The sequence below is a fragment of the Micromonospora sp. RB23 genome, assembly GCF_053585025.1.
In genome coordinates, this window is record NZ_CM132111.1 from 3,376,738 (window position 1) to 3,402,236 (window position 25,499).

A 25,499-nucleotide genomic window follows, 5' to 3' on the forward strand; every position below is an offset into this window, starting at 1 on the left:
CCGGGCCGGACCACCACCACCCGGTGGGTGGCATCCGCCCGATCCGCACGTACGATGGGCTGCGTACCACCCCCGGACACAGAGCGACTGGAGCTTCTCATGGGTGCCCTCAAGCCGTGGCACATCGCCGTTCTCGTGGTTGTGCTGATCCTGCTCTTCGGTGCGAAGCGGCTCCCCGACGCGGCCCGCTCGCTGGGTCGCTCGCTGCGGATCATCAAGGCCGAGACCAAGAGCCTGCAGGACGACGACCGCGACCTGGCCGAGAAGGCCGACGCGCAGGCCGGCTACCAGCCGCTGCCGCCGCACGCCGGGCAGCAGGCGCCCTACGCCGCGCAGCCGCAGCAGCCGCCGTACCAGCAGGCGCCGGCGCAGCAGCCGGTCGTCGACCCGGTGCACCGCGTCCGCGACAACTGACCGAAGGGCCTTCGCACCGTGGCCTTCGCCCTGCGTAAGCGCGGCCCGAGCACGTTCGAGCGGGCCGCCGACGGCTCGATGACGCTCATCGAGCACGTCCGTGAGCTGCGTAACCGTCTCTTCCGCGCCTCGCTGGCGATCATGATCGGCTTCGGCTTCGGTATCTGGCTGGCCGAGCCGGTCCGGGTGCTGCTGTCGAAGCCGTACTGCGATCTGCCCGGGTCGGTCGACCCGGAGACCGGCAAGTGCCTGTTCGTCCAGCTCGGTCCGGCGGACGTCTTTCTGCTGAACCTGAAGATCGGCCTGTGGGTGGGCCTGATCATCGCGGCGCCGATCTGGCTCTACCAGCTCTGGGCGTTCATCGCGCCCGGGCTGCACCGGCACGAGCGGCGCTACGCGTACGCGTTCACGGCCCTGGCGGCGCCCCTCTTCGCCGCCGGCGCGGTGCTGGCGTTCTTCGTCACCGCCAAGGGCCTCGAGTTCCTGATGAACGTGTCCGGCGACGACATCTCGACGACGCTGGAAGTCACCCGCTACATCTCTTTCGTCACCAACCTGATCCTGCTGTTCGGGGTGGCGTTCGAGTTCCCGCTGATCGTGCTGATGCTCAACTTCGTCGGCCTGGCCAGCGCGAAGCGGCTGCTGAGCTGGTGGCGGGTGGCGATCTTCGTGTTCTTCGCGTTCTCCGCCGTGGTCACCCCCACCCCCGACCCGTTCGGGATGACCGCCCTGGCGGTCTGCCTCTCCGCGCTCTACTTCGGCGCGGTGGGCGTCGCGTTCATCAACGACAGGCGGCGGGGTCGTGGCAAGGAGGTCTACGCCGGTCTCGACGACGACGAGGTCTCGCCGCTGGAGTTCGACACGGACCCGGTCGTGGCCGGGCAGCGGGTCGACGCGACAGCGCCGATCGGTGCTCCGGAGCCGATCGCGAAGCCGGCGCCGATCGAACGCCGCTACGACGACATGACCTGACGGCCCCGCGCCGCCGACGTCCGCCGACGCCGTCCCCACCGAGTGGGGGCGGCGTCGCCGTGTCCGCCGTCGACCGAATCGAGCCGCCCGGTGGGCTGGGAGCGCTACCTCCGCACGATGAACATCAGATGTACGACGAGTACGGTGCTGGCCGTGACCGTGAAAGAGTTTCGGCCCGGACCGGTGGAGGGTGCCGCGTCGACCGCTGGCCCGGTGGCCGTGCTCGCCAACCCGACTGCCGGCCGGGGACGGCGTCGAGCCCTGCTGCCCCGACTGCTGGACGGGCTGTCCGCCGCCGGCCGGCCGGTGACGGTGCTGTCGGCGACCACTCCGGACGAGGCGGAGTTGGCCTGTCGGACGGCGGTCGCCGAGGGCGCGGGCGCGCTGGTCGCCATCGGCGGTGACGGCACGGTGCACCGGGCGTTGCAGGCCGTGGCCGGCACCGAGATCCCGTTCGGGCCGGTGCCCGCCGGCACCGGCAACGACTTCGCGATCGACACCGGCTTTCCCGCCGATCCCGTCGCCGCGGTGGAGGTGATCGTCGAGGCGCTGCGTGCCGGCCGGAGCCGCGAGGTCGACCTGGCCCGGATGACGGGCGTCGACGGCGCGGAACGCTGGTACGGGGCCGTCCTCGCGGCGGGCTTCGACGCGATCGTCAACGAGCGGGCCAACCGGATGCGGTGGCCGCGCGGCCCTCGCCGGTACGACCTGGCGATCCTCGTCGAGATGGCCCGCCTGAAGCCCCGGCGCTACACGATGCGCCTCGACGGGGTGCTCCACGAGATGGACTCGGTGCTCGTGGCGGTGGGCAACTGCCCGTCGTACGGCGGTGGGATGCGGATCTGCCCCGACGCCGACCCGACCGACGGGCTGCTGGACGTGGTGGTGGCCGGCCGGGCGGACCGGCGCACGATGATCCGGGTCAAGCCGCACATCTACCGGGGCACCCACGTCGAGCACCCGATCGTGAGCAGCTACCGGGCCCGGACGGTGGAGTTGGCCGCCGACGGGATCGTCACGTACGCCGACGGGGAACGCTCGCTCGGACTGCCGGTGACGATCACCGCGGTGCCGGGGGCCCTGCGACTGCTGCGCTGACCCGTACCGCGCCGATGCTGGCGGCGATGACCAGCACGATGGCGACGCATTCCGGCACGGTCAACGCCTGTCGCAGCACCAGCCAACCAGCGAGGGTGGCGACGGCCGGGCCGAGACTCATCAGCACCGCGAAGGTCGACGTGGGCATCCGGCGCAGCGCGAGCAGTTCCAGGGTGTACGGCAGGCCGGAGGCGAGCACCGCGAGGGCCGCGCCCAGCGCCAGCACCTCCGGGTCGAGCAGGACGGCTCCGCCGTCGGCGATGCCCAGGGGCAGGGTGACCAGCGCGGCGAGGGTGAGCGCGAGGGCCAGTCCGTCCGCGCCGGGGAACCGGCCGCCGACCCGGGCGCTGAGCACGATGTACGCGGCCCACATCGCGCCCGCGCCGAACGCGAAGGCCACCCCGGCCGGGTTGAGCCGGTCGAAGCCGCCCTGTCCGAGCAGCGCCACCCCGGCCAGCGCGAGCCCGGCCCAGCACCAGCTCGCCAGCCTGCGGGCGGTGAAGACCGACAGCGCGAGGGGGCCGAGCACCTCCAGGGTCACCGTCGGGCCGAGCGGGATGCGTTCGATGGCCTGGTAGAACAGCGAGTTCATGCCGGCCAGGGCCAGCCCGAACGCGCCGGCCGCCAGCCAGGCCGAGCGGTCGTGCCCGCGCAGTCGGGGCCGGCACACGACGAGCAGCAGCACCGCCGAGATCGTCAGCCGCAGGGTGACCGCGCCCGCCACCCCGGTACGCGGGAAGAGCAGCGCGGCCAGCGCGGAGCCGAACTGCACCGAGAGCGCCCCGCCGAGCACCAGCCCCACGGCGACGACACCACCGCGGCGCTGCGGGGGCGCGTCGGTCGGTGTCGACGCAGGCAGGAGGGTGTCCGTCACGGCCCTGACGCTAGGCGGTCGACTCCGGGGCCGCGCGGGCGGCCTCCACGCCGATCAGGACGGCAGGGCCAGGTCCAGGACCGCGCCCAGCCCGTTCTCCCGGCCGGGATCGGCTGCCGGCAGCACCAGCACCGCGCAGCCGGCGGCCACCGCGCCCGCGTCGGCCGGGCTGTCGCCCACCATCAGCGTCTGCTCGGGGTCGACGCCGAGCATCCCGCAGGCGCGCCAGAAGATCGCCGGGTCGGGCTTGCAGCGCCCCACCTCGTACGACAGGACGAACGCGTCGACGAGGTCGGTCAACCCCCACGCGTCGAAGTGCGGGCGCAGGTCGAAACCGATGTTGCTGACCACCGCGACCCGAACCCCGGCGTCGCGCAGCGCGGCCAGCGTGGGGGCCGTGTCCGGGTAGGGCACCCAGCCCTCGGCGACGAGCAGCCGCTCGTAGAGCGCGTCGGCGAAGCCCTCGATGCCGGCGTCCACGGTCTCGGCAAGCCCGGTGTACGCGCCCCGGTGGGCGTGCGGGTAGAGATCCCGGTCGGCCCACAGCTCGGCCAGTCGGGGCGGCACCCGGGCCGGTAGCGGCCCGCCCGCGCGGCCGGCGGTCAGCAGGCGGTCGGCCAGCGAGGTGGCGCGGACCCGGTCCAGGGTGACCCCGCACGCCGCCGCGGCCTCCTGCACCCACTGCCGAGGCTCCTCCACCTGGGCGAGGGTGCCGTGGAAGTCGAAGAGCACCGCCTTCACGGGCCGCCGGGACGTCCGGCGGGCGGTGGCGTCGGTGGCGCTGACCGGCGACGTGGTCTGGGGCGGTTCGACATGGTCCGGCACGCCGTGCACCCTACCGACCCCGGCGGACAGCCCCGCCGGACGGCCTTGTGGGGTGCACTGTGCCGGCACGCACTAATCTTGGTGCCATGTCGAGTCCCGCCGAGCGGTACGCAGCGGCGCGCCGCCGGGCCGCGCAGGCCTCACAGTTTCCGGCGCTTGACGAGTTCGCCCTTGACCTGGGGTTCGACCTCGACGACTTCCAGCGCGAGGCGTGTCAGTCGTTGGAGCGGGGCAGCGGTGTTCTGGTGTGCGCCCCGACCGGCGCCGGCAAGACCGTGGTCGGCGAGTTCGCCGTACACCTGGCTCTGCGGGGGCGGCCCGACGAGCCGGCGGCGGCGGGCGGCGCGACGCCGCCGACGACCCGGCGCAAGTGCTTCTACACCACGCCGATCAAGGCGCTGTCGAACCAGAAGTACCACGACCTCGTCGACCGGTACGGCGCCGAGCAGGTCGGCCTGCTGACCGGCGACAACGCGATCAACGGCGACGCGCCCGTGGTGGTGATGACCACCGAGGTGCTGCGCAACATGCTCTACGCGGGCTCCAGCACCCTGCAGGGGCTCGCCTACGTGGTGATGGACGAGGTGCACTACCTCGCCGACCGGTTCCGTGGCGGCGTGTGGGAAGAGGTGATCATCCACCTGCCGGAGTCGGTCACCCTGGTCTCGTTGTCGGCGACCGTGTCGAACGCCGAGGAGTTCGCCGACTGGCTGGTCACCGTGCGCGGCGAGACCGCCGTGGTGGTCAGCGAGCACCGGCCGGTGCCGCTGTGGCAGCACATGCTGGTCGGCAAGCGGATGTTCGACCTGTTCCACGACGCCGACGCCGCCCGCAAGCACGACGTGCACCCGGAGCTGCTGCGCTACACGCGCGACACGATGCGTCGCCTGGAGCTGGGGGAGGGGCGCAGCGCCGGGCCGGGCGCCGGACGCCGTGGTCCCCGCTGGCGTGGCCCGATCCGCCCGGACATCGTGGACCGGCTGGACCGCGAGGGTCTGCTGCCGGCCATCCTGTTCATCTTCAGCCGCGCGGGCTGCGCCGCCGCCGTGCAGCAGTGCCTGGCCGCCGGACTGCGGCTCACCTCCCCCGAGGAACGCGCCGAGATCCGCCGGGTGGTGGAGTCCCGGGTCACCGCCATCCCCGGTGAGGACCTGACGGTGCTGGGCTACTGGGAGTGGCTCGACGGCCTGGAACGCGGCCTCGCCGCACACCACGCCGGCATGCTGCCGGTGTTCAAGGAGGTCGTCGAGGAGCTGTTCGTCCGGGGCCTGGTCAAGGCGGTCTTCGCCACCGAGACCCTCGCGCTGGGCATCAACATGCCGGCGCGCTGCGTGGTGCTGGAACGCCTGGTCAAGTACAACGGCGAGGCGCACGTCGACCTGACCCCGGGGGAGTACACCCAGCTCACCGGCCGCGCCGGCCGGCGCGGCATCGACGTCGAGGGGCACGCGGTGGTGGTGTGGTCCCCGGAGACCGACCCGCGCCACGTGGCCGGGCTCGCCTCCACCCGCACCTATCCGCTGCGGTCCAGCTTCCGGCCGTCGTACAACATGGCGGTGAACCTGGTCGGCTCGGTCGGCGCGGAGCCCGCCCGGGCGCTGCTGGAGTCCTCATTCGCCCAGTTCCAGGCCGACCGGTCGGTGGTCGGCCTGGCGCGGCAGGTGCAGCGCAACACCGAGACCATCGAGGCGTACGGCGCGGAGGCCGCCTGCCACCACGGCGACTTCGACGAGTACTTCGCGTTGCGGGTGGCGATCGCCGACCGGGAGAAGGCCATCGCCCGGCAGGGGCAGACCCAGCGCAAGGCCGCGGCCGTGGCGTCGCTGGAGCGGCTGCGCATCGGCGACGTGATCCGCGTGCCCTCGGGCCGGCGGGCGGGTCTGGCCGTCGTGCTGGACCCGGCGACCGGCGGGTTCGGCGAACCCCGTCCGCTGGTGCTCACCCAGGACCGCTGGGCGGGACGGGTCAGTCCGGGCGACTTCACCACGCCGGCCGAGGTGCTGGCCCGCATCCGGGTGCCCAAGCACTTCAACCACCGCTCGCCGGCGGCCCGGCGGGATCTCGCCGCCGAGGTCAGCGGCACCGGCCTGGACCGGCACGGCGGTCGCCGCGGTGGCCGTTCCCGGCAGACGCCGGGCGAGGACCACCGACTCAGCCAGCTCCGCACCGAGCTGCGTAACCACCCCTGTCACGCCTGCCCGGAGCGGGAGGAGCACGCCCGCTGGGCGGAGCGCCGCCGACGTCTCGAACGGGACACCGACGAGCTGCGCCAGCGGGTGTCCGGTCGTACCGGGTCGCTCGCGCGGACGTTCGACCGGATCGTCGCGCTGCTGACCGACCGTGGTTACCTCGCCCGCGACGGCGCGGTCACCGACGCCGGCCGGATGCTCGGCCGGATCTGGACCGAGGCGGACCTGCTGGTCGCCGAGTGCCTGCGCCGACGGGTGTGGGACGGGCTCTCCCCGGCCGAGCTGGCCGCCGCGGTGTCCGTGGTGGTCTTCGAGGCGCGCCGCGACGTCGACGAGCGGGCGTCGCTGCCGCGCGGCCCGGTCTCCGACGCCGTGGACGAGACGCTGAAGCTGTGGGGCGAGATCGAGGCCGACGAGGCCGCCCGCGGGCTGACCGCGACCCGCGAGCCGGATCTGGGCTTCGCCTGGCCGGTCTACCGGTGGGCGCGGGGCGAGGCCCTCGCGAAGGTGCTCGGCAGCGGGCACGAGATCGACGGCGAGATGCCGGCCGGCGACTTCGTCCGGTGGGCGCGGCAGGTGGTCGACCTTCTTGGTCAGCTTTCCGACTCCGGTGGCGCGTCGCCGGAGCTGCGTTCGACGGCCCGGCAGGCGATAGCGGCCATCAATCGGGGAGTGCTGGCGTACCACACCTCCGCCTGAGGATCACTTTCGGTCAGCCATGCCGGTGAATCGACGCATCGGACGGTCACCGTGACGGCACCCCGCGAATAGCCCCGAAGGGCTATTGCGCCTGCTCGGAGCACCCCTGATCATTGCCGGGCGCGGTACGTACGCGCCGGTAACGAATGGGGGAGAGGCACCGCCGTGGCGGACATCAATCACTTTGAGTACGGGTGGATCACGCCCGCGCTGAGCTACGCGCTGTCGGTGCTCGGGTCGGTCCTCGGGCTCGTCTGCGCCGGGCGCATCCGCACGGCCCGCACCGCCGGACAGCGCGCCTGGTGGGGCCTGTTGGCCGCGTGGGCCCTCGGCGGCACCGCCATCTGGGCGATGCACTTCATGGCCATGCTCGGCTTCGCCGTCGACGGCACCCGCATCCGGTACGACGTGCCCCTCACCGCCGCCAGCACCGCCATCGCGGTGGTCGCGGTCGGCATCGGCCTGGCCATCGTCGGCACCGGCCGGCTGAACCCGGTACGCCTCGTCGCCGGCGGCGTGTTCACCGGTGCCGGCGTCGCCGCCATGCACTACACCGGCATGGCGGCGATGCGCCTCAACGGCAGCCTCGGCTACGACACGACCCGTGTCGTCCTGTCGGTGGTCATCGCGGTCGTCGCCGCGACGGTCGCCCTGTGGCTCGCGATGACCGTCCGGGGCGGCCTGGCGATCTTCGCCTCCGCGCTGGTCATGGGCATCGCCGTGAACGGCATGCACTTCACCGGCATGAGTGCTCTCTCGGTGCACCTGCACGAACGCTCGGGCGGGGTGACCGGTGCCGGTGTGAGCGCGTTGCTGGTGCCGATCGTCGTGGCGGTGATCTTCGGGGTGGTCGGGTTGCTCTACGCCCTGCTCGCCGCTCCCACCGACGACGACCGGGCCGCCGCCGCGTACCTGGACGCACGCCGGGCCCAGGAGCCCACGCCGGCCGCGCCGGTGACCGCTCCCGACCCGGTCGGGCTGCGCGCCCGCCCCAGCCTCGGGCGGCCGGGCACCCCGTTCCCGTCCCGCCGGGACACCCCGCAGCGCTGAGGCGCAGGGCGCGACAATCGCGTCCCAGTCCGCTGACCGAGGTGGTCCCGCCGTGCGGGCGGCGAGGCGTGCCGGTGTTGAATGCGGGGGTGTCCGCCACCCCCGCACGCCAGCCCGGACACAGAGGAGGGTGAGATGAACTTCCAACGCCTCGGCCCGAGCGGCCAGGAGATCCCGGTGGTCCAGCGTGACGGTACGACCTTCGACCTGCGGCCACTCACCGCCGACCTGGACGGGGAGTTCTGGGCGTCGGACGGGATCACGCGGACGCGCGGCGCGCTCGAGAAGGGCGAGCTGACCGAGCTGCCCGGGGCCGCGTCGCTGCGGGTGGGCGCCCCGGTGACGCGTCCGGCCAAGATTGTCTGCATCGGACTCAACTACCGCGACCACGCCCAGGAGACCGGCGCGGCGCTGCCCGCCGAGCCGGTGGTCTTCATGAAGGACCCGATGACGATCGTCGGGGCGTACGACGACGTGCTCGTCCCGCGCGGCTCGACCAAGACCGACTGGGAGGTCGAACTCGCGGTCGTCGTCGGGAGGACCATCCGGTACGCCGAGTCCCCGCAGGAGGCCCTGCGCCACGTCGCCGGGTACGCGGTGTCGCACGACGTCTCCGAGCGCGCCTTCCAGCTGGAGCGCGGCGGCCAGTGGGACAAGGGCAAGAGCTGCGAGACGTTCAACCCGCTGGGCCCGAGTCTCGTGCCGGCCGACGAGGTCGACGACCCGCAGTCGCTCGCGCTGCGCCTGTGGGTCAACGGGGTGCTCCGCCAGGACGGGTCCACCGCCAACATGATCTTCCCGGTGGCGCACGTGCTCTGGTACCTCAGCCAGTTCATGGTCCTGTACCCCGGCGACGTCATCAACACGGGCACGCCGGCCGGGGTGGCGCTCGGTCTCCCCGACCACCCCTACCTGCGCCCGGGTGACGTGGTGGAGTTGGAGGTCACCGGCCTGGGCCGCGCGCGCCAGACGTTGGCGGCGGCATGACCGCGGAGTTCGCCGGGCTGGCCGCGATCGTCACGGGCGGCGCGTCCGGCATCGGTCGCGCCACGGCCGTGGAGCTGAGCGCCCGGGGCGCCCGGGTGGCCGTCCTCGACCTCGACCCGAGCGGGCTCGACGACGGCATCGTCGGCATCACCGCCGACGTGTCGAGTCGGCTGTCGGTGGACGCGGCGGTCGCCGAGGCCGCCGCCGTGCTCGGCGGCCTCGACGTGGTGGTCAACAACGCCGGCATCGGCGCGACCGGAACCGTCGCCGACCAGGGCGACGACGAGTGGCACCGCGTGCTCGACGTCAACGTGGTCGGCATGGCGCGGGTCGTCACCGCCGCCCTGCCCTGGCTGCGCCGCTCCGAGCACGCCTCGGTCGTCAACCTCTCGTCCATCGCGGCCCTCAACGGACTGCCCGGCCGCGCGCTCTACTCGGCCAGCAAGGGCGCGGTCCTGTCGCTGACCCTCGCCATGGCCACCGACCACGTCCGCGAGGGCATCCGGTTCAACTGCGTCTGCCCCGGCACCGCCGACACGCCATGGGTCGGGCGATTGCTCGCGCAGGCGGACGACCCGGCCGCCGAACGGGCGGCGCTACAGGCCCGCCAACCCATCGGACGACTGGTCACCCCGCAGGAGGTCGCCAACGCGATCCTCTACCTCGCGTCGCCCCGTTCGGCGTCGACCACCGGTACGGTGTTGGACGTCGACGGCGGTGTCACCCACCTGCGGGTCCGGCCGTGACGACGGGCGGGGGTGTGCCGTGCGGATCGCGCTCTTCGTGACCTGCCTGGCCGACACCATGTTCCCGCAGGCCGCCACGGCGACCGTACGGCTGCTGGAACGACTCGGCCACGAGGTCGTCTTCCCGACCGAGCAGACCTGCTGCGGGCAGATGCACGTCAACACCGGCTACCGGCGCGAGGCCGTGCCGCTGGTACGACGGCACGTGCGGACCTTCGACAGGTACGACGTGATCGTCGCGCCGTCGGGCTCCTGCGTCGGCTCGGTGCGCCACCAGCACGCGATGGTGGCCCGGCGCGCGGGCGACGAGGGTCTGGCCAGCCGGGCCGAGTCGGTGGCCGAGCGGACGTACGAGTTGTCGGAACTGCTCGTCGACGTGCTCGGGGTGACCGACGTGGGCGCGTACTACCCGCACCGGGTCACCTACCATCCGACCTGTCACTCGCTGCGGATGCTGCGGGTGGCCGACCGGCCGCGACAGTTGCTGCGCGAGGTGCGTGGTCTCGACCTGGTCGAGTTGCCGGCGGCGGAGCAGTGCTGCGGCTTCGGCGGCACGTTCGCCGTGAAGAACCCGGAGACGTCCACGGCGATGCTGGCGGACAAGATGCGCCACGTGCTGGACACCGGCGCCGACGTCTGCGCGGCCGGCGACGTGTCCTGCCTCATGCACATCGGCGGCGGACTGTCCCGGCTGCGCACCGGGGTGCGTACCGTGCACCTCGCCGAGATCCTGGCCTCGACGGAGACCCGCGCCGGATCGGCGGCCCGGTCGTGACCCGCCGGACGTTCCTCGGCATGCCGGCGACCGCGCCGCCCGGCGTGGGGCACCTGCGCGGCGACGAGCCGTTCCCGGCCGCCGCGCGGCGCAGCCTGGCCGACCCGCAACTGCGGCGCAACCTGCGGTACGCGACGACCACGATCCGCACCAAGTCCGGAGCGGTGATCGCCGAGCAGGCGGACTGGGAGCAGTTGCGCACGGCGGGCGCGGCCATCAAGGCCGACACCCTGCACCGCCTGCCCGAGCTGCTCGAACAGCTCGAGGCAAAGGTCGTCGAGGCCGGCGGTGTGGTGCACTGGGCGGCGGACGCCGTCGAGGCCAACCGCATCGTCACCGACCTCGTCACGGCGACCGGCGCGGACCGCGTCATCAAGGTCAAGTCGATGGCGACCCAGGAGATCGGCCTCAACGAGGCCCTCGACGCCGCCGGGATCACCGCCGTCGAGACCGACCTGGCCGAGCTGATCGTGCAACTCGGCGACGACCGGCCGAGCCACATCCTGGTACCCGCGATCCACCGCAACAGGGCCGAGATCCGCGAGATCTTCCTGCGCGAGATGCCCGGCGTCGACCCCACGCTCACCGACGACCCGACGGCCCTGGCCGCCGCCGCACGCCGGTTCCTGCGCCAGACCTTCCTGACTACGCCGGTGGCGATCTCCGGCGCGAACTTCGCCGTCGCCGAGACCGGCACCCTCGCCGTGGTGGAGTCCGAGGGGAACGGCCGGATGTGCCTCACCCTGCCGCAGACCCTCATCACCGTCATGGGCGTGGAGAAGGTGGTGCCCACCTGGCGTGACCTGGAGGTCTTCCTCCAACTCCTGCCGCGGGCGTCGACCGGGGAGCGGATGAACCCGTACACCTCGATGTGGACGGGCGTGACCCCGGGCGACGGGCCGCAGACGTTCCACCTGATCCTGTTGGACAACGGGCGCAGCGCGGTGCTCGTCGACGAGGTGGGGCGGCAGGCGCTGCGGTGCATCCGCTGCTCGGCGTGCCTCAACGTGTGCCCGGTGTACGAGCGCACCGGCGGCCACGCGTACGGGTCGGTGTATCCCGGTCCGATCGGGGCGGTGCTGTCGCCGCAGCTCACCGGCATCGAGGACAACGCGTCCCTGCCGTACGCGTCGACGCTCTGCGGCGCCTGCTACGACGCGTGCCCCGTGAAAATCAACATCCCGGAGCTGCTGGTGCACCTGCGCGCCGAGGCCGTCGAGGCGCGGCAGCGACCCACCGTCGAGTCGATCGCGATGGCGGCAGCCGCGTACACGATGGACCGACCCCGGCTGTACGCGGCCGGGCAGGGCGCGGCCCGGCTGAGCCGGTTCGCCGGCCGGCGCGGTCGGGGCCTGCCCCCGCCACTGAACGGCTGGACCGCCAGCCGTGACCTGCCCGAGCCGCCGGCGCAGACCTTCCGTGAGTGGTGGGACGCGCGGTGACCTCCCGCGACCTCGTCCTCGGCCGACTGCGCGCCGCGCTCGCCGGCGGCGGTCCCGCCGATCCGGTGCCGGTGCCGCGCGACTACCGCCGGGCCGCCGACGCGGATCTCGACCAGTTGGCGCAGCGGCTGACCGACTACCGGGCGCACGTGCACCGGGTCACCGAGGCAGGCGTCGCCGACGCGATCGCCGACATCCTGCCGGCGGGCGGCACGGTCGTCGTACCCCCGGGTCTGGCACCGGCCTGGCTGCCGCCGACGGTGACCGCGTTGCCCGACGACGGCCTCGACCACGCGCGGATCGGCGCGGCCGACGGCGTCGTCACCGCCGCCGCCGTCGCCATCGCCCAGACCGGCACCGTCGTCCTCGACGGCTCACCCGACCAGGGACGTCGCGTCCTCAGCCTCCTGCCGGACCTGCACGTCTGCGTGGTCCGCGCCGACCAGGTCGTGGCGACCGTCCCCGAGGCCATCGCGCGACTGACGCCGCAGCGCCCGCTGACCTGGATCAGCGGGCCGTCGGCCACCAGCGACATCGAGCTGATCCGTGTCGAGGGCGTGCACGGCCCACGCCGCCTGCACATCCTCCTGCTGCCCTGACGCAGCGCTCGGCGCCACCTCGCTTTTCCCGATGACCCGCCAAGGACGCCCCCGGGTAGGCATCGTTGGAGGGATCAGTAACGACGACTGCGAGGGAGCGCCATGCGCGCGGTAGTGCTCAGCGAATTCGGCGGCCCGCTCGTGGTGCGGGAGGTCGACACGCCGACCCTCGGCGCGGGGCAGGTGCTCGTGCGGGTCACGGCCAGTGGTGTCAACCCCCTGGACACCAAGATCCGTGAAGGGAAGGCCCCGCACGCCCGGAACCATCCGCCCGTCATCCTCGGCCTGGACCTGGCCGGGGTCGTGGCGGAGGTCGGCCCCGGCGTCGTGGGCTTCGCCGAGGGCGACGAGGTGTACGGGCTCACCGGCGGAGTCGGTGACATCCAGGGGTCGCTCGCCGAGTACGCGGCCGTCGACGCCCGGCTGCTGGCCCGTACGGCCGAGTCGCTGAGCCTGCGCGAGGCGGCGGCACTGCCGCTGGCCGTCATCACGAGTTGGGAGGCGCTGGTGCACCGGGCACAGGTGCGGGCGGGCCAGCGGGTGCTGGTGCACGGCGGCGCCGGCGGCGTCGGGCAGGCCGCGATCCAGATCGCCCGCGCCCGGGGCGCGGCGGTCTTCGCCACCGGTTCACCCCGGAACCTGGAGACCATCGCCCGACTCGGGGCGACTCCGATCGACTACAACACCACCGAGGTCGAGGACTACGTGGCCGCGCACACCGGCGGCGAGGGCTTCGACGTCGTCTTCGACACCGTCGGCGGGGCCACCCTGGACAAGTCCTTCACCGCCGTACGCACCTACACCGGCCGCGTCGTGAGCGCGCTCGGCTGGGGTACGCACAGCCTGGCGCCGCTGTCGTTCCGGGGCGCCAGCTACTCCGGCGTCTTCACCCTGTTGCCACTGTTGACCGGTCAGGGACGCGACGCGCACGGCGAGATCCTGCGCGAGGCCAGCGCCCTCGCCGACGCGGGAGCGCTGCGCCCGATCGTCGATCCCCGACGGTTCACGCTGGACACCGTCGCGGACGCCCACGCCGTCGTGGAGGCCGGCACCAGCACCGGCAAGATCGTCATCGACCTGCCCTGACCAGGCCCAGCTGGCCGGGTACCTGCTGAGATGGACGCCCGAGGCACCGGGGCTGGCTCTTCTGACGGGGTTAGCCAGCCTCGGCCACGTAGACACCCTTACCGGGATGTCCCTCGACCAACCCGCGGTCTTTGAGGATTGTCATGACGCGGTTGATCGTGGAGATGTGCACGCCGTACTGCTCGGCCAGCTCGCGTGTGGACGGGAGCTTCTCGCCCGGCGCAAGCGCTCCGGACTTGATCTTCTCGGCGATCTCGTTGGCTATGCGCCGGTAGTCCACTCGCTCGGTCGGCATGGGTCGATCTCCGTGGGTCCCCTGGTTTCGGCGCTCTAATTCGATCACGGGAGGACCTGTTCCAACAAGTTTCATGATCTGCCAATAATCCTGGCCTAACCTACTCCTACAAGTTGGAATAAGTTGGCTTCTGGGTCGGGTTCCCTGGTTTCGGCAAACTCCTGGGTCCCGGCCGCACGCCCACCTGAGGGGCACAACGCCCTCCGGTGGGACCCCACAGATCGTTGGGAAGGTGCTCACCGTGCCAATCGACGAACCGGTGTCCAGGGCGACCGAGCTGTTCATGGCAAAGCGGGTACTCGACGCGCATTGGACCTCGACACCCGGCCGGCCATGGCGGGTAGGTGGTTGCTTGGAGTGCAGAGGTCGCGACGACTGTCCACAGCTTGATTGGGCGATCGCGCTGACAGCAGAGATGGCAGCCGTCATGTTCCAGAAGCGTTGATCTTTATCAGCCCGCGGGTCGGAGTTGGCTCAGCACGGTGGGGTCGGTGATGCGGTCGTCGGCGGCCAGCATGATCGCCTTGGACAGGATCGTGGCGAGCATGGGGTCGTCGTCGAACGGCAGGTGCAGGCGGCCGGTCTGGCTGCGCGCGGCGACGATGCACAGGTACCTGTCGTCGGGTTCCATCATGATGTTGCCCGACCCGAGGTGGATGCGGTACGCGCGCAGGTTGCCCCGCACCCGCAGGTACCGCTCCGCGAGGTCCACTCGGTCGGCGATGGCCATCCGGGGCAGCAGCCGGGCGAGCGCGTCCCGGCGTACCTGTGCGGACGGGGTCAGCTCCGCCACCGCCGTGCGGTGCCAGTAGGCGGAGAACCGGTCCTCGCCACGGTCGGCCCACTGCGGGTCGGTGGCGATCGAGGTGACGCCGACGAACAGGTCCACGTCGCGCATGGCCTCGCTGAACACCAGCGGTGGCACGTCGATGATCGGCGCGGGCCGCCACGTCGTGCCGTCCAGCCGGGCGAAGCGCACCTGATCGGTCGCGCAGTACTCGACGTCGTGGCGACGCTCCTCCGGGTCGTCGACGAGTTCGTGGTGGAAGGACGCCCGCCACGCGCCACCGCCGAAGACCTTGGTGGCCTCGCTGTCGTACCCGCCGTCCCAGGTGCCGAGGTAGCCCGCCTGCCAGCCGCGGGCGCGCATCAGGGCGTTGGCCTGCCGGTAGCGCAGGACGTGCGCGGCGAACCGGTTGGAGTAGGTCTCCGTCTTCTCCTCCGCCGGCGTGCGCAGGTAGACCTCCCGGAACGCCTGCTTGAACGGCTGCGTCAGGCCGGCGTCGAGCAGATGTCCGCGCCAGGTGAGCACCTCGGCCGTGCTCGCGCGGGCGGGGTGCCACAACCGGACCGTCCCGTGGTCGAGAGCGTGGCCGTCCCGGTCGACGAGCGCCCACGCGCCGCCGTCCCGCCGGGGCAGACCGGCCGTCCAGCGCCGGCCGTCGGTGCTCGTCTCCCAGAGCAGCCGCCGCCCGTACGTCGCCGTGACCGGGTGGTCGAGCAGGCGCGACGACCAGTCCGGGTACGACCAGACGCGCTCCTCCGACAGCAGCCCCTCCACCCGCTGCCGTTCGCTGGCCAACGTCGCGCCGATCCGCTTGACCAGGCCCCGCAACTCGGCGAGATCGTCCCCGTGGGACTGCTTCACCTGGGCCGGAACGCCCTTGCGGGTGACCCCGTCGCGGGCGAAGACGAGGCGCGCCCGCTCGCCCACGATCTCGACCGTCGCCTCGTACGGACCGACCGCCCTGCGCAGCCGTCCGTCCGGGCCGAGACCGTGGTCGTCGACGGCCAGCTCCATGACCTCGCTGAGCGACCACCCGCGCCGGGCCCCGAGCTGGGTCAGCGCGGTCTGTACCCGGCTGCGCACGGCCTTGTTGCGGACCGTCACCGCGAGGCGGGCCAGCGTGCGCAGCGGCACGTCACCGTCGCGGTCCGCCAGGAGTCGTACCGCCGCGATCGCCGTCCGCGGGGCGTACGGGAATCCGGCGGCCTCGCGTGGCGCGGACGCCGCGCCGGTGGTGGCCCGGGCCAACAGCTCCGTCGCCCGCTCGTCGCGCTCGCGGGACAGCGCCCACACCAGCCCGCGCAGGAGACGGTCCGTGTCGTCGTGGACGCCGCGCCCGTGGGTGGTGAACGCGTCGAGGAGCCGACGGACGACCTGCCGGCCGCCGTACGCGGCCACGAGCAGTTCGTCGAGGCGGCGCAGCCACTTCGCGGTCGCCGCCGGCTTGTCCAGCGCGGCACAGTGCTCCAGCAGCTCCGGCACGCCGGGCGCGGCGAGGTCGGCGCCCAGATCGGCGCGGACGGCGGGGCCGAAGGTGTCCCCGTGGTGCAGCAGCCACGACGGCAGCCGGCTGCCGGTGGCGCGGTCGATAGCCTGGCCGAGCAGCGTGACGACGCGCCGTCGGGACGCCGCCGCGACGAAGTGGTCGTCCACCAGCTCACTGCTCAGGGCGGACAGCGCTTGCACCAGGTCGGCCAGTTCGGCAGCCGTCAGGCGCGCCGCGATCAGGGCGGGCAGCTCCAGGTGGGCGCCGTTGTCGAAGCAGTAGCCCTCGGCGGCGACGTGCAGGCACCAGAGCAGGTCCGCGCGCGTGAAGAGGACATCGTCGGTGGCGAGAGCACGCACCACGTCGTTCAGTGCGGTCGGGATCGACGCGGACGCCGATTCCCGGTGCATGGCCAGGGCAGCGCGGCGGCGCTCCTCGGCCGACCACGATGTCACTGTGGACCACTCGGGGACGTTCGTCACCGAGGACCCCCAGTGGTAGGTGCTGGCGATGCGCAGCACCGTGCGGATTCGTTCGTCGGCCTCGGCGAGGCCGGTCTCCACCTGCCGCCGGTCGGCGTCGCTGAGGCGGGGGAGCAGCGCCGTCCAGTCACCCATGTCAGCCACCCACCAGCGCGACGAGCCGGACGAACGCCACGTCGGGGTCGGTCCGCAGGTCGATCTCCTCGTCCAGGTCGTCGACCTGGTGGTCACCGACCAGCAGCAGGAAACCGTTGTGCGAGAACGCGGCACAGGCCCGATCCGCCTGCGCCTCCCAGTCGAGCCGTCGGCCCGGAGCGACCCGGTAGCCGTTCAGCGTGGCCTCCGTGTCGGTCGGCTGTACCAGGCCCCGGAAGTGCCGCGGCTGCGCGGCGTTGAACCGCGCCACCTCCTCGCGGACCCGCAGCCGCACCAGCTCCCGCGCGGAGATGCGCTCCGGCAGGCCCGTCAACGGCCAACTGTCGACGGCTCTGCCGGTCGCCGTCTCGTCCCGAACCATCACCGTGACCATGCGCTGCGCTCCTCGCCCTCAGGTGAGCGGCAGCATGGCACGACCGTCCGACGAAAACCGGTGCCCCAGGGGCCTGCCAGCCGCTGGTGACGACGACGAGGACTGACGGTCGTCGTCAGCGTCGCGTGCCGTCGACGACGAGGGTGGCCAGTAGGGCGGGGTGGTCGGTCGCCCCGCCCATGCCCACCGACCGTGTACAGCAAATCGTGACGTCGGCACTGGTCAGGACGTGCTGCACCGCGCCGTCGCCGACGCGTCGGTAACCGGGCGGAGGGCAGGACCGTACGTCCGGGTCGTCGCGGAGTCGGAGGTTGAGATCGCCGCTCAGCACGGTGGGGGCGTAGCCGGTGCGGCGACGAATGGCCGGCAGGATCACGTCGAGCAGGTCGCCGCACTGGGCGAGCGCGACGGCGTGGCTGGTGGCCGCCAGGTGGGTGGTGCAGGCGGTGAGCGCGCCGTCGACGCGCACGCAGAGCCAGGGTCGCTCCTCGGGGTCCGCGAGGTCCTGCGTCGGATGGATTCCACTGTGCACGGCGTACCGGCTGCCCGCCGCCGGCAGCCGGGTCAGCAGACCGATGCCGTACGCCTGGCCGTTGCGGCACAGCGTGTCGGCGCCGCTGGGCCGGTCGCCGGCGCTCTGAAAGGCCGACACGACCTCGGCGCCGCCGTGGGCCTCGGCGAACACCGCCGCGAGCGTGGGCACGTCGTCCTGACAGATCTCGTTGAGGGTGACCAGGTCGGGGCGCTCGGCCCGGACCAGCTCGGCGGCTCCGGTCACCGAGCGGCCGGTGTAGCAGCCGGCGCGTCCGCTGTTGCACAGGTTCATCTGCGCCACGATCAGCGTCGTGGGCGCGGGTGACGCGGGCACGGGTCCGGCGGGCAGCCCGGCGACGGCGACCAGGCAGGCGACGGCGAGAGACCGACGGATCGCACGGTACGTGCCGAGGGGTCTGCCTCGACGGCGGCTGGTGTCGCCGGGCGGCTCTGTGGACATGCGGGCTCCGGCCGGGCGGCGACGATCGTCGCCGAGGTGCCCGCGATCCTACTGCCGGCCGTCCCGGGGAAGGAGCCCTGTGGCGGATCAATGATCGGGTGACCGACCTGACCGGGTCGCGCTGACACGGGCCGTGCGGGGAGGGTGGACCCCGCACGGCCCGCGGCTACCTCAGCGGTGCGGCCGAGGCGCGACCCGTGGCAGGACGTACGGCGGACCAGCGAAGATCAGGTCCGACTTCAACTCCTGGTACGCCCGCTTGGGCTGGTAGTTCTCGTCGTAGATCGTGGCCAGACCCTCCGGCGGGTCGTTGAACCAGTCCGGCACCCACGAGTACTTGTCGCTGAACCCCCAGACGGTGTACGACAGGCAGTCGCGTACGGCGAGACACGCCTTCATCAGCACGCTGAAGTTGGCGGCCGACGCCTGCAACCGGGGATTGATCTCCTCGGAGTTGCCGGCCTGGACGCCCTCGGTCATCTGGCTACGGACGTCGACCTCGGTGAACGCGGTAGCCAGACCGAGCGCGGAGAACCGCTTGAGGGCGGCGGTCACCTGGAGCGTGTCGAAGTTGCCGTACTGGGTGCCCAGGTGGCCCTGTGAGCCGACGCCGTCGATCGGGACGCCCTTGGCGCGCAGCCCCTTGGCCATGTCGTAGACGAACTGCGTCTTGTCGTCGGCCGGGTTGCCCGAGCCGAACGCCTCGATGTTGTAGTCGTTGTAGAACAGCAGCGCCTTCGGGTCGGCGGCGCGCGCCCAGCGGAACGCGTCGGCGATGTAGTCCGGGCCGAGGTTCTGCGCCCAGAAGCCCTTGTAGTGCAGCGTCGACGGGGTGTCCCAGGGGTCGCTGACCGCCTCGTTGACGACGTCCCACTGCCAGATCTTGCCCTTGTAGCGGCTCACGACGGTGGTGATGTGCTTGCGCAGCAGCTCGCGCAGTTCCTGCTTGCTGATGGTGCCGTCGGCGACGCCGCTGGTCAGCCAGGCGGGCAGTTGGTTGTGCCAGACCAGCACGTGACCCCGTACGCTCTGACGGTTGCGCTGGGCGAACTGGATGAGCTGGTCGGCGGCCGTCCAGTCGTAGGTGCCCCGGGTGGGCTCCAGGCTCTCCCACTTCATCGCGTTCTCAGCGGTGACCGAGGAGAACTCCGAGGCGGCGAGCTGGCGGTAGCGCGGGTCGTTGGCGTCGTTGAGCGCGTCCGCGTTGACCGCGGTGCCGATCTTCAGACCGTGGCGCTGGCCGAGGGCCGCGAGCGTCTGGGCGGTCGGGTCGTACGGCCGGCTCGCGGTGGCCGGAAGCGCGTTCAACGCCGCAGCGGTCGCGACGGCGACGACACCGGCGCTGATCCACCGTCTTGGCTTCATCTGCCTACCTCTCGATGATGATCGACAAGTGTCGATCTTTGAAGGAAGGGTGCGGCCCGGGACGAAAGGGCGCAGTGGGTGGGGTGTCGCTTCGAAGGACCGGAAACTCGTCCGAAACATTATGGCCGTCGATGGGCCTCGTCAACTCTGAAAACTTCCGGAAAAGAGTCCGGTGAGCTGCGCGACTGTGGAAAGTCATCGGATGAAAGTTTCGCCGCTGCGCGGCGTGGCCGCCCGATCAACGGCAGTGGGGGTGGCACCGACCTCGATGGGTCGGTGCCACCCCCAGGATGCGGGTCGGCGACGAATCAGGCGTTCAGCCGCGCCTCGATCGCCTCGATGACGCGCGGACGCAGCTCCGCGGCGCGGATCACGGCGTCCACCGAGCCGACCTCGACGGCCCGCTGGATGTTGTGCACCCGGTCGAACTCCGTGGCCACCTCGCCGAGCTTCTCCGCCCGCACCGAGGACCGCAGCTCGTCGAGCTCGGCCGTCAACGCGGCACGCTCGGTGCCGGACGCGGCGGCGACGCGGGCCTCCAGGGCGCGTACCCGCTCGTCGGCGGCCGTACGGGCGTTGACGTCGGCGGAGAACACCACCGCGGCGGCGGGAGCGCCACCGAGCACCGAGGCGAACGAGCCTTCCAACGCGAGCACCGTCATGCTCGGGTTCAGCGCCTTCGAGAACACCACGAACGCGCCACCGTGGTACCGCGAGATCACGCAGAACACGATCGGACCACGGAAGTTGACGATCGCCCGGCCGATCTCCGCGCCGTACTCCAGTTGCAGCTTGCGCATCGACTCGGGCGAGCCGTCGAAGCCCGACAGGTTGGCCAGCACGACCAGCGGCCGGTTGCCGCTGGTCGCGTTGATGGCCCGCGCGGCCTTCTTCGACGAGCGGGGGAACAAGGTTCCCGCCGTGTAGGTGTCCGGCCCGTCGGTGGGCGGGAACCCCCGACGCGGCACCGACCGCGACTCGATGCCGAGCAGGCACACCGGGATGCCGCCGAGGTGGGCGTCCTGCACGACCGCCGTGTCGGCGTCGGCCATGCCCGCCCACCGCTCCAGCACCGGACGGTCCTGGTCGGCGAGGGCCCGCAGCACCGTCCGGATGTCGAACGGCTTCTTGCGGTCCGGGTTGGCCTCGGCGGAGAAGATCTCACCGACCGTGCGGAAGGGGCTGCCCGCCACGTCGTGCGGGAACGGGGAGATGTCCCGGTCCACGGGGTCGGTGGTGGTCACCCGACGCGGGGCGTCCTCGCCGGGCGCGACGTACGTGTGGTCGTAGTGGGCCATCAGCACGTCCCGCGCGGCGTTCAGGTTCGGCGCCCAGTACTGCGCCTGGCCGTTCGGGCCCATCACCCGGTCGTACCCGCCGATGCCGAAGTTGTCCTCGGCGGAGACGCCGCCGGAGAAGTCCAACGACTGCTTACCGGTGAGCACCATCGCCGAGTCCGGGGTCATCACCAGGACGCCCTTGGTGTGCATGAGCATCGTGGCCTCGGCGTTCCAGTACGGCTGCGCGCCGACGTTGATGCCCGCGACCACGATGTTGATCTCACCGCCGGCCTGGGTGAACTCGACGATGCGCTTGAGCGCCGCCGCCACCCAGTCCATGTTCTCCGTACCCGAGGTCATCGAGATCCGGGCCCCGGCGGACAGCGCCCACCACTCCACCGGCACCCGCATCCGCTCCGCCAGGTCCAGCGCGGCGATCACCCGCCGGCACTCCGGCTCGGACAGCGCGCCCAACGACTTCGTCGGGTCGCCGAGCAGCACCACCCGGGTCACGCCCTGCGGGTGCCGCTCGGTGGGCGCGGTGACGACGCCCGCGACGATCGCGGCGCGGTTGCGCCCCCTCGGCCGGTCCACCGGCACCAGCACGTGCGCGTCGTCCAGGTCGTGCTCGACGAAGTCACCGAGCCGACCGGTCAGCTCGTACGGGTACACCGTGTTGCGGCTGCTCGCCCGCAGCACCTTCAGCCGGTACTCGTCGAGCGGCTCGACGGGCTCTGCGGGCGGCTCGCCCACGGTCAGCTCCGCGCCGCCCTGGGCGTCGAACGAGATCCGTACGGCGATCTTGCTCAGCTCGCCGGTGCGGCGGTCGCGCTGCCGCGCGATGAACAGGATCTCCTCCAGGCCGGCGCCCACCGTCGTCGGACGCACCCGCCCGGCGATCATCTCCATCTCCTCGCGGGTCAGCTCGCTCGGCGGCCACACGTAGACGACGATCCGGTTGGTGGTGAAGCGCGTCTTCGACGGCCGGCGCGACTGGGCCCGACGGATCGAGTCGAGGCAGGCCGCCACCGCGTCCTCGGCGGTGGGCAGCGCCACCAGCCGGCCGTCCTGCTCGCGCAGCTCGGTCAGGTCGCGCACCTGGGCGAACGCCACCAGGCGCTCGTCGGCCGGGTTCTCCCGGGCCACGCACTGGAAGAGGTAGACCTCCTCGTCCGACGACGGCAGCCGGGTCAGGTCGAACTTGTGCAGCCGCTCCAACTGCATCCGCTGCGCGATGTACGGGTGCAGGCCGCGGATCAGCCGGTCCTCGACCATCCCGGCGTCCGACGGGCGGAAGGTGAAGTGGTGGTGCATGACCGCCCCGCCCCGACCCGCGACGGTGGCGGTGAGCCGACGGACCTGCGCCGGCAACGGGTGGGCGGTGAGCACGTCGCGCAGCGCGGCGGCCATCGCGTCGAAGTCCTCCGGCTGGTTCTCCCAGCCGAGGTAGATGTCGGCGTCGACCGAGTCCTCGGCGCCGGCCAGCTCGGCGAGCCCGCGCAGCGCGTCGCCCAGACCGTCGAAGCGTACGGCCGCGGAGACCACTGTGGAGTCCGCCCGCTCGGCGACCACGAAGGAGCAGTCGGCGACCTCGCGGGTCCGTACCCGGTTGAGCGCCTTGTTGCCGTAGTAGCGGCGGGTGAGCACCTCCAACATGACCGTGTTGTCGAGGTGGTGCCGCACGAGGCGCTGGCCGAGCAGCCGGACCAGTGGCTCGGTGCTGCGGACCATCTCGGCGACGCGCTCCGCGCGGTCGGGCGAGTCCGGGTGGGCGTCCAGGTGGCGCAGGTGGGCCCGCACCTGCGCGTAGACGCGGGCGCGGTTGCGGCGCAGCAGCGGCTGCGCGAACCAGGCGAACACCACGCCCCGGGCCAGGTCGGCGATGGCGGGGAAGCGGACCTGCGTCGCGGCCACCAGCCGTTCCAACGCCAGACCGGCGGGCTCCCGCAGCGACTCGTCCGGCGGGGTCTCGCGCAGCCACTCGCGCAGCAGCGACGCCACGACGGTGGCGTCGACGGACGCGCGCTGCTGGGCCAGGAAGATCCGGAACACGGCGGCTTCCAGGCCGGGGGAGCGCTCCAGGTCGGTGACGCCGTAGTGGCCGAGCGCCTTGGCGAGCTTGGCCTGGAAGGCGTCCGGCAACCCGGCCCGCTCCACGTCGAGGCTCTGCAGGTAGGTGTGCAGGTACTCCCGGTCACTGCGCGCGTGGGCGCCGCCGTCCTCGCCGGTCGGCCGGTTGCGGCTCAGCTCGGCCAGATCGGCGAACACGTCGACGAGGTCCACCTCGGCGGCGAGCGGCCGGTGCCCGTCCTCGGCCGCCAACCGGCGTACGACGAGGTAGTCGTCGAGGACCCGACGGTCGTCGTGCGGGTCGACGTCGAAGCCGAGCAGCAGGCCGCGCAGGTCCTCCTGACCGCGCCGGCTGCGCTCGTACGCCGACAGGCCGGCGTCGGCGGCCGGCAGGTCCAGCTCGACGGTGGGGCCGCTCGGAGCGGCCACGGCGTCGGCAGCATCGTCGGCGACCGGCTCCAGCCGCAGCAGCGGCGCACCGGCCTCCACCTGGCTGCCCACCGAGACGGCGCACTCCTTGAGCCGGGCCTTGAACGGCGCGCGCAGCACCGTCTCCATCTTCATGGCCTCCAGCACCAGCACCGGCGCGCCCGCCTCGACCTCGGCGCCCACCTCCAGCGGAGTGGCGACCACCAGCGCGGGCATGGGGGAGCGCAGGACGCCGCCCTCGTCGCGACTGACCCGGTGCGTGACGCCGTCCACCTCCACGAGGTGGGTCGGGCCGTGGGTGCCCGTCAGCAGGCGGTACCGGACGCCGTTGACGGCGATCTGGCCGGTGTGCCGGTCGAAGCGGTCCAGCTCGACGTCGGCGGTGCGGACGTCGCCGCCCACCTCGATTCCCACGCGGAACCGGTGGGCGCCGATCCGCGCCACCCGCAGCCGGTAGGTGACGCCCCGCAGCTTGAGGTCCAGGGGTCGGCCGCTGGCGTGCTGCACCTGCGGACGCCCACCGGCGGCCGTCGACAGCAGCCGCTGCCGCTCGGCGCGCTCCTCCTCCTCGTACGACTCGATCGCGGCGGCGGCCAGGGCGACCGCGGAGTGCCGGTGCGTGACGAGCCGGCCCTCGCCCCGGACCCGGTCGATCCAGCCGGTGTCGGCGCTGGCGTCGATGACCTCCGGCTGGTCGAGCAGGTCGAGCACGAAGCTCTTGTTCGTCGCGCCACCGTCGATGATCACGGTGGTGTCGGCCATCGCCCGCCGCAGCTTGCCCAGTGCCTCGTCCCGGTCCCGCCCGTACGCGATGACCTTCGCGATCATCGAGTCGAAGTCCGCCGGGATGGTGTCGCCCTCGCTGACGCCGGTGTCCACCCGGATGCCCGGCCCGGCGGGCAGGTCGAGCCGTGCGATACGCCCGGGCGACGGCGCGAAGTCGCGGTCGGGGTCCTCGGCGTTCAGTCGGGCCTCGATGGCGTGCCCGCGCTCGGCCGGCGGCTCACCCACGAGCCGGCCGCCCGACGCGACGTGCAGCTGCGCCTTGACCAGGTCGAATCCGGTGGTCAGCTCGGTGATCGGGTGCTCGACCTGAAGGCGGGTGTTGACCTCCAGGAACGCGAACAGCCGGTCGCCGGGGTGGTAGAGGAACTCGACGGTCGCCGCGCCCCGGTAGCCGACCGCCACCGCGAGCCGCTCCGCCGACGTCTTCAGCTCGGCGGCCTGCGCCTTGTCGAGCACCGGCGAGGCCGACTCCTCGATGACCTTCTGGTTGCGCCGCTGCACCGAGCAGTCCCGCACGCCCAGCGCCCACGCGGTGCCCTGACCGTCGGCGATCACCTGGACCTCGACGTGCCGGGCGCCGGTGACCAGGCGCTCCAGGAACACGATGCCGCTGCCGAACGCCCGCGCCGCCTCCTGGCTGGTGCGCTCGTACGCGTCGGCGAGTTCGGCGTCGTTCGTGACCACGCGGATGCCGCGCCCGCCGCCGCCGGCCGTCGCCTTGAGCATCAGCGGGTAGCCGATCTCGGCCGCCGCCGCCGTCGCGGCCTCCAGGCTCTCGACGGCGCCGCGGCTCCACGGCGCGACCGGCACGCCGACCTCCTCGGCGATCAGCTTCGCGCCGATCTTGTCGCCGAGCTGGCGCATGGCCTCCGGGCTCGGCCCGACGAAGGTCACCCCGATCTTCTCGCACAGCTCCGCGAAGGCCGGATCCTCGGCGACGAAGCCCCAGCCGACCCACGCCGCGTCGGCGCCGGTCTCGGTCAGGGCGCGCTCCAGCGTCGCGAGGTTCAGGTACGGGCGGGCCGACGCCGGACCGAGGTCGTAGGCGATGTCGGCCTCGCGGACGAAGGTGGCCGTGCGGTCGACGTCGGTGTGGAGGGCGACCGTCTCGATCCGGCTGCCCGTCTCCGCTGCCAGCTCCCGGACCGCGTGGATGAGCCGCATGGCGGCCTCACCACGGTTGACGATGGCGACACGGTTGAACACCCGACTGACCCCTTTGGTAGACCATGATGTACGT

General features: G+C 72.5%; 19 protein-coding genes. 11 read left to right on the forward strand and 8 right to left on the reverse strand.

Annotation, left to right across the window (positions count from 1 at the left end; all coding sequences use genetic code 11):
- Positions 1–99 precede the first annotated feature (99 nt).
- The 3 genes from tatA (at position 100) to ACTFTM_RS15585 (ending at position 2,484) form a co-directional block, all read left to right on the forward strand.
- Complete coding sequence (gene tatA / locus ACTFTM_RS15575) at positions 100–414, forward strand: Sec-independent protein translocase subunit TatA (RefSeq protein ID WP_449566479.1); 315 nt, start codon at positions 100–102, stop codon at positions 412–414.
- 18 nt (positions 415–432) lie between these two features.
- Entirely contained in the window at positions 433–1,386 is a 954-nt protein-coding gene (tatC, locus tag ACTFTM_RS15580) for a twin-arginine translocase subunit TatC (RefSeq protein WP_449566480.1), read from the forward strand.
- Between the two features lie 144 nt (positions 1,387–1,530).
- The gene (locus ACTFTM_RS15585) at positions 1,531–2,484 is read left to right on the forward strand and encodes a diacylglycerol kinase (protein ID WP_449566481.1); all 954 of its coding nucleotides are present in this window, start codon (positions 1,531–1,533) and stop codon (positions 2,482–2,484) included.
- Here the strand turns inward: ACTFTM_RS15585 and ACTFTM_RS15590 are convergent.
- Together ACTFTM_RS15590 and ACTFTM_RS15595 are read right to left on the reverse strand one after the other, a co-directional pair.
- The gene (locus ACTFTM_RS15590; protein WP_449566482.1) at positions 2,447–3,358 is read right to left on the reverse strand and encodes an EamA family transporter; all 912 of its coding nucleotides are present in this window, start codon (positions 3,356–3,358) and stop codon (positions 2,447–2,449) included. The two genes, ACTFTM_RS15585 and ACTFTM_RS15590, sit on opposite strands and share 38 nt — an antisense overlap.
- Before the next feature lie 54 nt (positions 3,359–3,412).
- Positions 3,413–4,183 carry an HAD family hydrolase gene (locus ACTFTM_RS15595; RefSeq protein ID WP_449566483.1) on the reverse strand — a complete coding sequence of 257 codons (771 nt, stop codon included), beginning with the start codon at positions 4,181–4,183 and terminating at the stop codon, positions 3,413–3,415.
- Between the two features lie 86 nt (positions 4,184–4,269).
- On the opposite strand from ACTFTM_RS15595, the gene ACTFTM_RS15600 reads away from it, so the two are divergent.
- The 8 genes from ACTFTM_RS15600 to ACTFTM_RS15635 all read left to right on the forward strand — a co-directional run bounded on the left by ACTFTM_RS15600 (position 4,270) and on the right by ACTFTM_RS15635 (position 13,756).
- Entirely contained in the window at positions 4,270–7,071 is a 2,802-nt protein-coding gene (locus ACTFTM_RS15600) for a DEAD/DEAH box helicase (protein ID WP_449566484.1), read from the forward strand.
- A 165-nt stretch (positions 7,072–7,236) separates the two neighbouring features.
- The gene (locus tag ACTFTM_RS15605) at positions 7,237–8,121 is read left to right on the forward strand and encodes an MHYT domain-containing protein (protein WP_449566485.1); all 885 of its coding nucleotides are present in this window, start codon (positions 7,237–7,239) and stop codon (positions 8,119–8,121) included.
- A gap of 135 nt (positions 8,122–8,256) precedes the next feature.
- Positions 8,257–9,108 carry a fumarylacetoacetate hydrolase family protein gene (locus ACTFTM_RS15610; protein WP_449566486.1) on the forward strand — a complete coding sequence of 284 codons (852 nt, stop codon included), beginning with the start codon at positions 8,257–8,259 and terminating at the stop codon, positions 9,106–9,108.
- On the forward strand, positions 9,105–9,854 hold the full coding sequence (locus tag ACTFTM_RS15615; RefSeq protein WP_449566487.1) for an SDR family NAD(P)-dependent oxidoreductase: 750 nt from the start codon (positions 9,105–9,107) through the stop codon (positions 9,852–9,854). Before ACTFTM_RS15610 ends, ACTFTM_RS15615 begins: the two co-directional genes overlap by 4 nt.
- A 19-nt stretch (positions 9,855–9,873) precedes the next feature.
- On the forward strand, positions 9,874–10,629 hold the full coding sequence (locus ACTFTM_RS15620) for a (Fe-S)-binding protein (protein WP_449566488.1): 756 nt from the start codon (positions 9,874–9,876) through the stop codon (positions 10,627–10,629).
- Positions 10,630–10,649: 20 nt separating this feature from the next.
- On the forward strand, positions 10,650–12,071 hold the full coding sequence (locus ACTFTM_RS15625) for a LutB/LldF family L-lactate oxidation iron-sulfur protein (protein ID WP_449566647.1): 1,422 nt from the start codon (positions 10,650–10,652) through the stop codon (positions 12,069–12,071).
- Positions 12,068–12,670: a LutC/YkgG family protein gene (locus ACTFTM_RS15630; protein ID WP_449566489.1), complete on the forward strand. Its 603-nt coding sequence runs from the start codon at positions 12,068–12,070 to the stop codon at positions 12,668–12,670. Before ACTFTM_RS15625 ends, ACTFTM_RS15630 begins: the two co-directional genes overlap by 4 nt.
- A gap of 102 nt (positions 12,671–12,772) precedes the next feature.
- A complete protein-coding gene (locus ACTFTM_RS15635) occupies positions 12,773–13,756 on the forward strand; it encodes a zinc-dependent alcohol dehydrogenase family protein (RefSeq protein WP_449566490.1) in 984 nt (327 codons plus the stop codon).
- Between the two features lie 70 nt (positions 13,757–13,826).
- Here the strand turns inward: ACTFTM_RS15635 and ACTFTM_RS15640 are convergent, their stop codons facing one another.
- The 6 genes from ACTFTM_RS15640 to ACTFTM_RS15665 all read right to left on the reverse strand — a co-directional run bounded on the left by ACTFTM_RS15640 (position 13,827) and on the right by ACTFTM_RS15665 (position 25,465).
- Positions 13,827–14,051: a GntR family transcriptional regulator gene (locus ACTFTM_RS15640; RefSeq protein WP_449566491.1), complete on the reverse strand. Its 225-nt coding sequence runs from the start codon at positions 14,049–14,051 to the stop codon at positions 13,827–13,829.
- Between the two features lie 451 nt (positions 14,052–14,502).
- A complete protein-coding gene (locus ACTFTM_RS15645; RefSeq protein ID WP_449566492.1) occupies positions 14,503–16,941 on the reverse strand; it encodes a DUF4132 domain-containing protein in 2,439 nt (812 codons plus the stop codon).
- A gap of 1 nt (position 16,942) precedes the next feature.
- On the reverse strand, positions 16,943–17,335 hold the full coding sequence (locus ACTFTM_RS15650; protein WP_449566493.1) for a hypothetical protein: 393 nt from the start codon (positions 17,333–17,335) through the stop codon (positions 16,943–16,945).
- Positions 17,336–17,450: 115 nt separating this feature from the next.
- Positions 17,451–18,329, reverse strand: a complete 879-nt coding sequence (locus ACTFTM_RS15655; protein WP_449566494.1) for an endonuclease/exonuclease/phosphatase family protein — start codon at positions 18,327–18,329, stop codon at positions 17,451–17,453.
- A gap of 171 nt (positions 18,330–18,500) precedes the next feature.
- A complete protein-coding gene (locus tag ACTFTM_RS15660) occupies positions 18,501–19,694 on the reverse strand; it encodes an endo-1,4-beta-xylanase (protein WP_449566495.1) in 1,194 nt (397 codons plus the stop codon).
- 308 nt (positions 19,695–20,002) lie between these two features.
- The gene (locus tag ACTFTM_RS15665) at positions 20,003–25,465 is read right to left on the reverse strand and encodes an ATP-binding protein (protein ID WP_449566496.1); all 5,463 of its coding nucleotides are present in this window, start codon (positions 25,463–25,465) and stop codon (positions 20,003–20,005) included.
- Positions 25,466–25,499: the final 34 nt, after the last annotated feature.

Coding starts and splice junctions, on each gene's coding strand:
- tatA (WP_449566479.1), top strand. CDS start 100: ATGGGTGCCCTCAAGCCGTGGCACATCGCCGTTCTCGTGGTTGTGCTG.
- ACTFTM_RS15600 (WP_449566484.1), top strand. CDS start 4,270: ATGTCGAGTCCCGCCGAGCGGTACGCAGCGGCGCGCCGCCGGGCCGCG.
- ACTFTM_RS15610 (WP_449566486.1), top strand. CDS start 8,257: ATGAACTTCCAACGCCTCGGCCCGAGCGGCCAGGAGATCCCGGTGGTC.
- ACTFTM_RS15615 (WP_449566487.1), top strand. CDS start 9,105: ATGACCGCGGAGTTCGCCGGGCTGGCCGCGATCGTCACGGGCGGCGCG.
- ACTFTM_RS15625 (WP_449566647.1), top strand. CDS start 10,650: ATGCCGGCGACCGCGCCGCCCGGCGTGGGGCACCTGCGCGGCGACGAG.
- ACTFTM_RS15635 (WP_449566490.1), top strand. CDS start 12,773: ATGCGCGCGGTAGTGCTCAGCGAATTCGGCGGCCCGCTCGTGGTGCGG.
- ACTFTM_RS15640 (WP_449566491.1), bottom strand. CDS start 14,051: ATGCCGACCGAGCGAGTGGACTACCGGCGCATAGCCAACGAGATCGCC.
- ACTFTM_RS15645 (WP_449566492.1), bottom strand. CDS start 16,941: ATGGGTGACTGGACGGCGCTGCTCCCCCGCCTCAGCGACGCCGACCGG.
- ACTFTM_RS15650 (WP_449566493.1), bottom strand. CDS start 17,335: ATGGTCACGGTGATGGTTCGGGACGAGACGGCGACCGGCAGAGCCGTC.
- ACTFTM_RS15655 (WP_449566494.1), bottom strand. CDS start 18,329: ATGTCCACAGAGCCGCCCGGCGACACCAGCCGCCGTCGAGGCAGACCC.
- ACTFTM_RS15660 (WP_449566495.1), bottom strand. CDS start 19,694: ATGAAGCCAAGACGGTGGATCAGCGCCGGTGTCGTCGCCGTCGCGACC.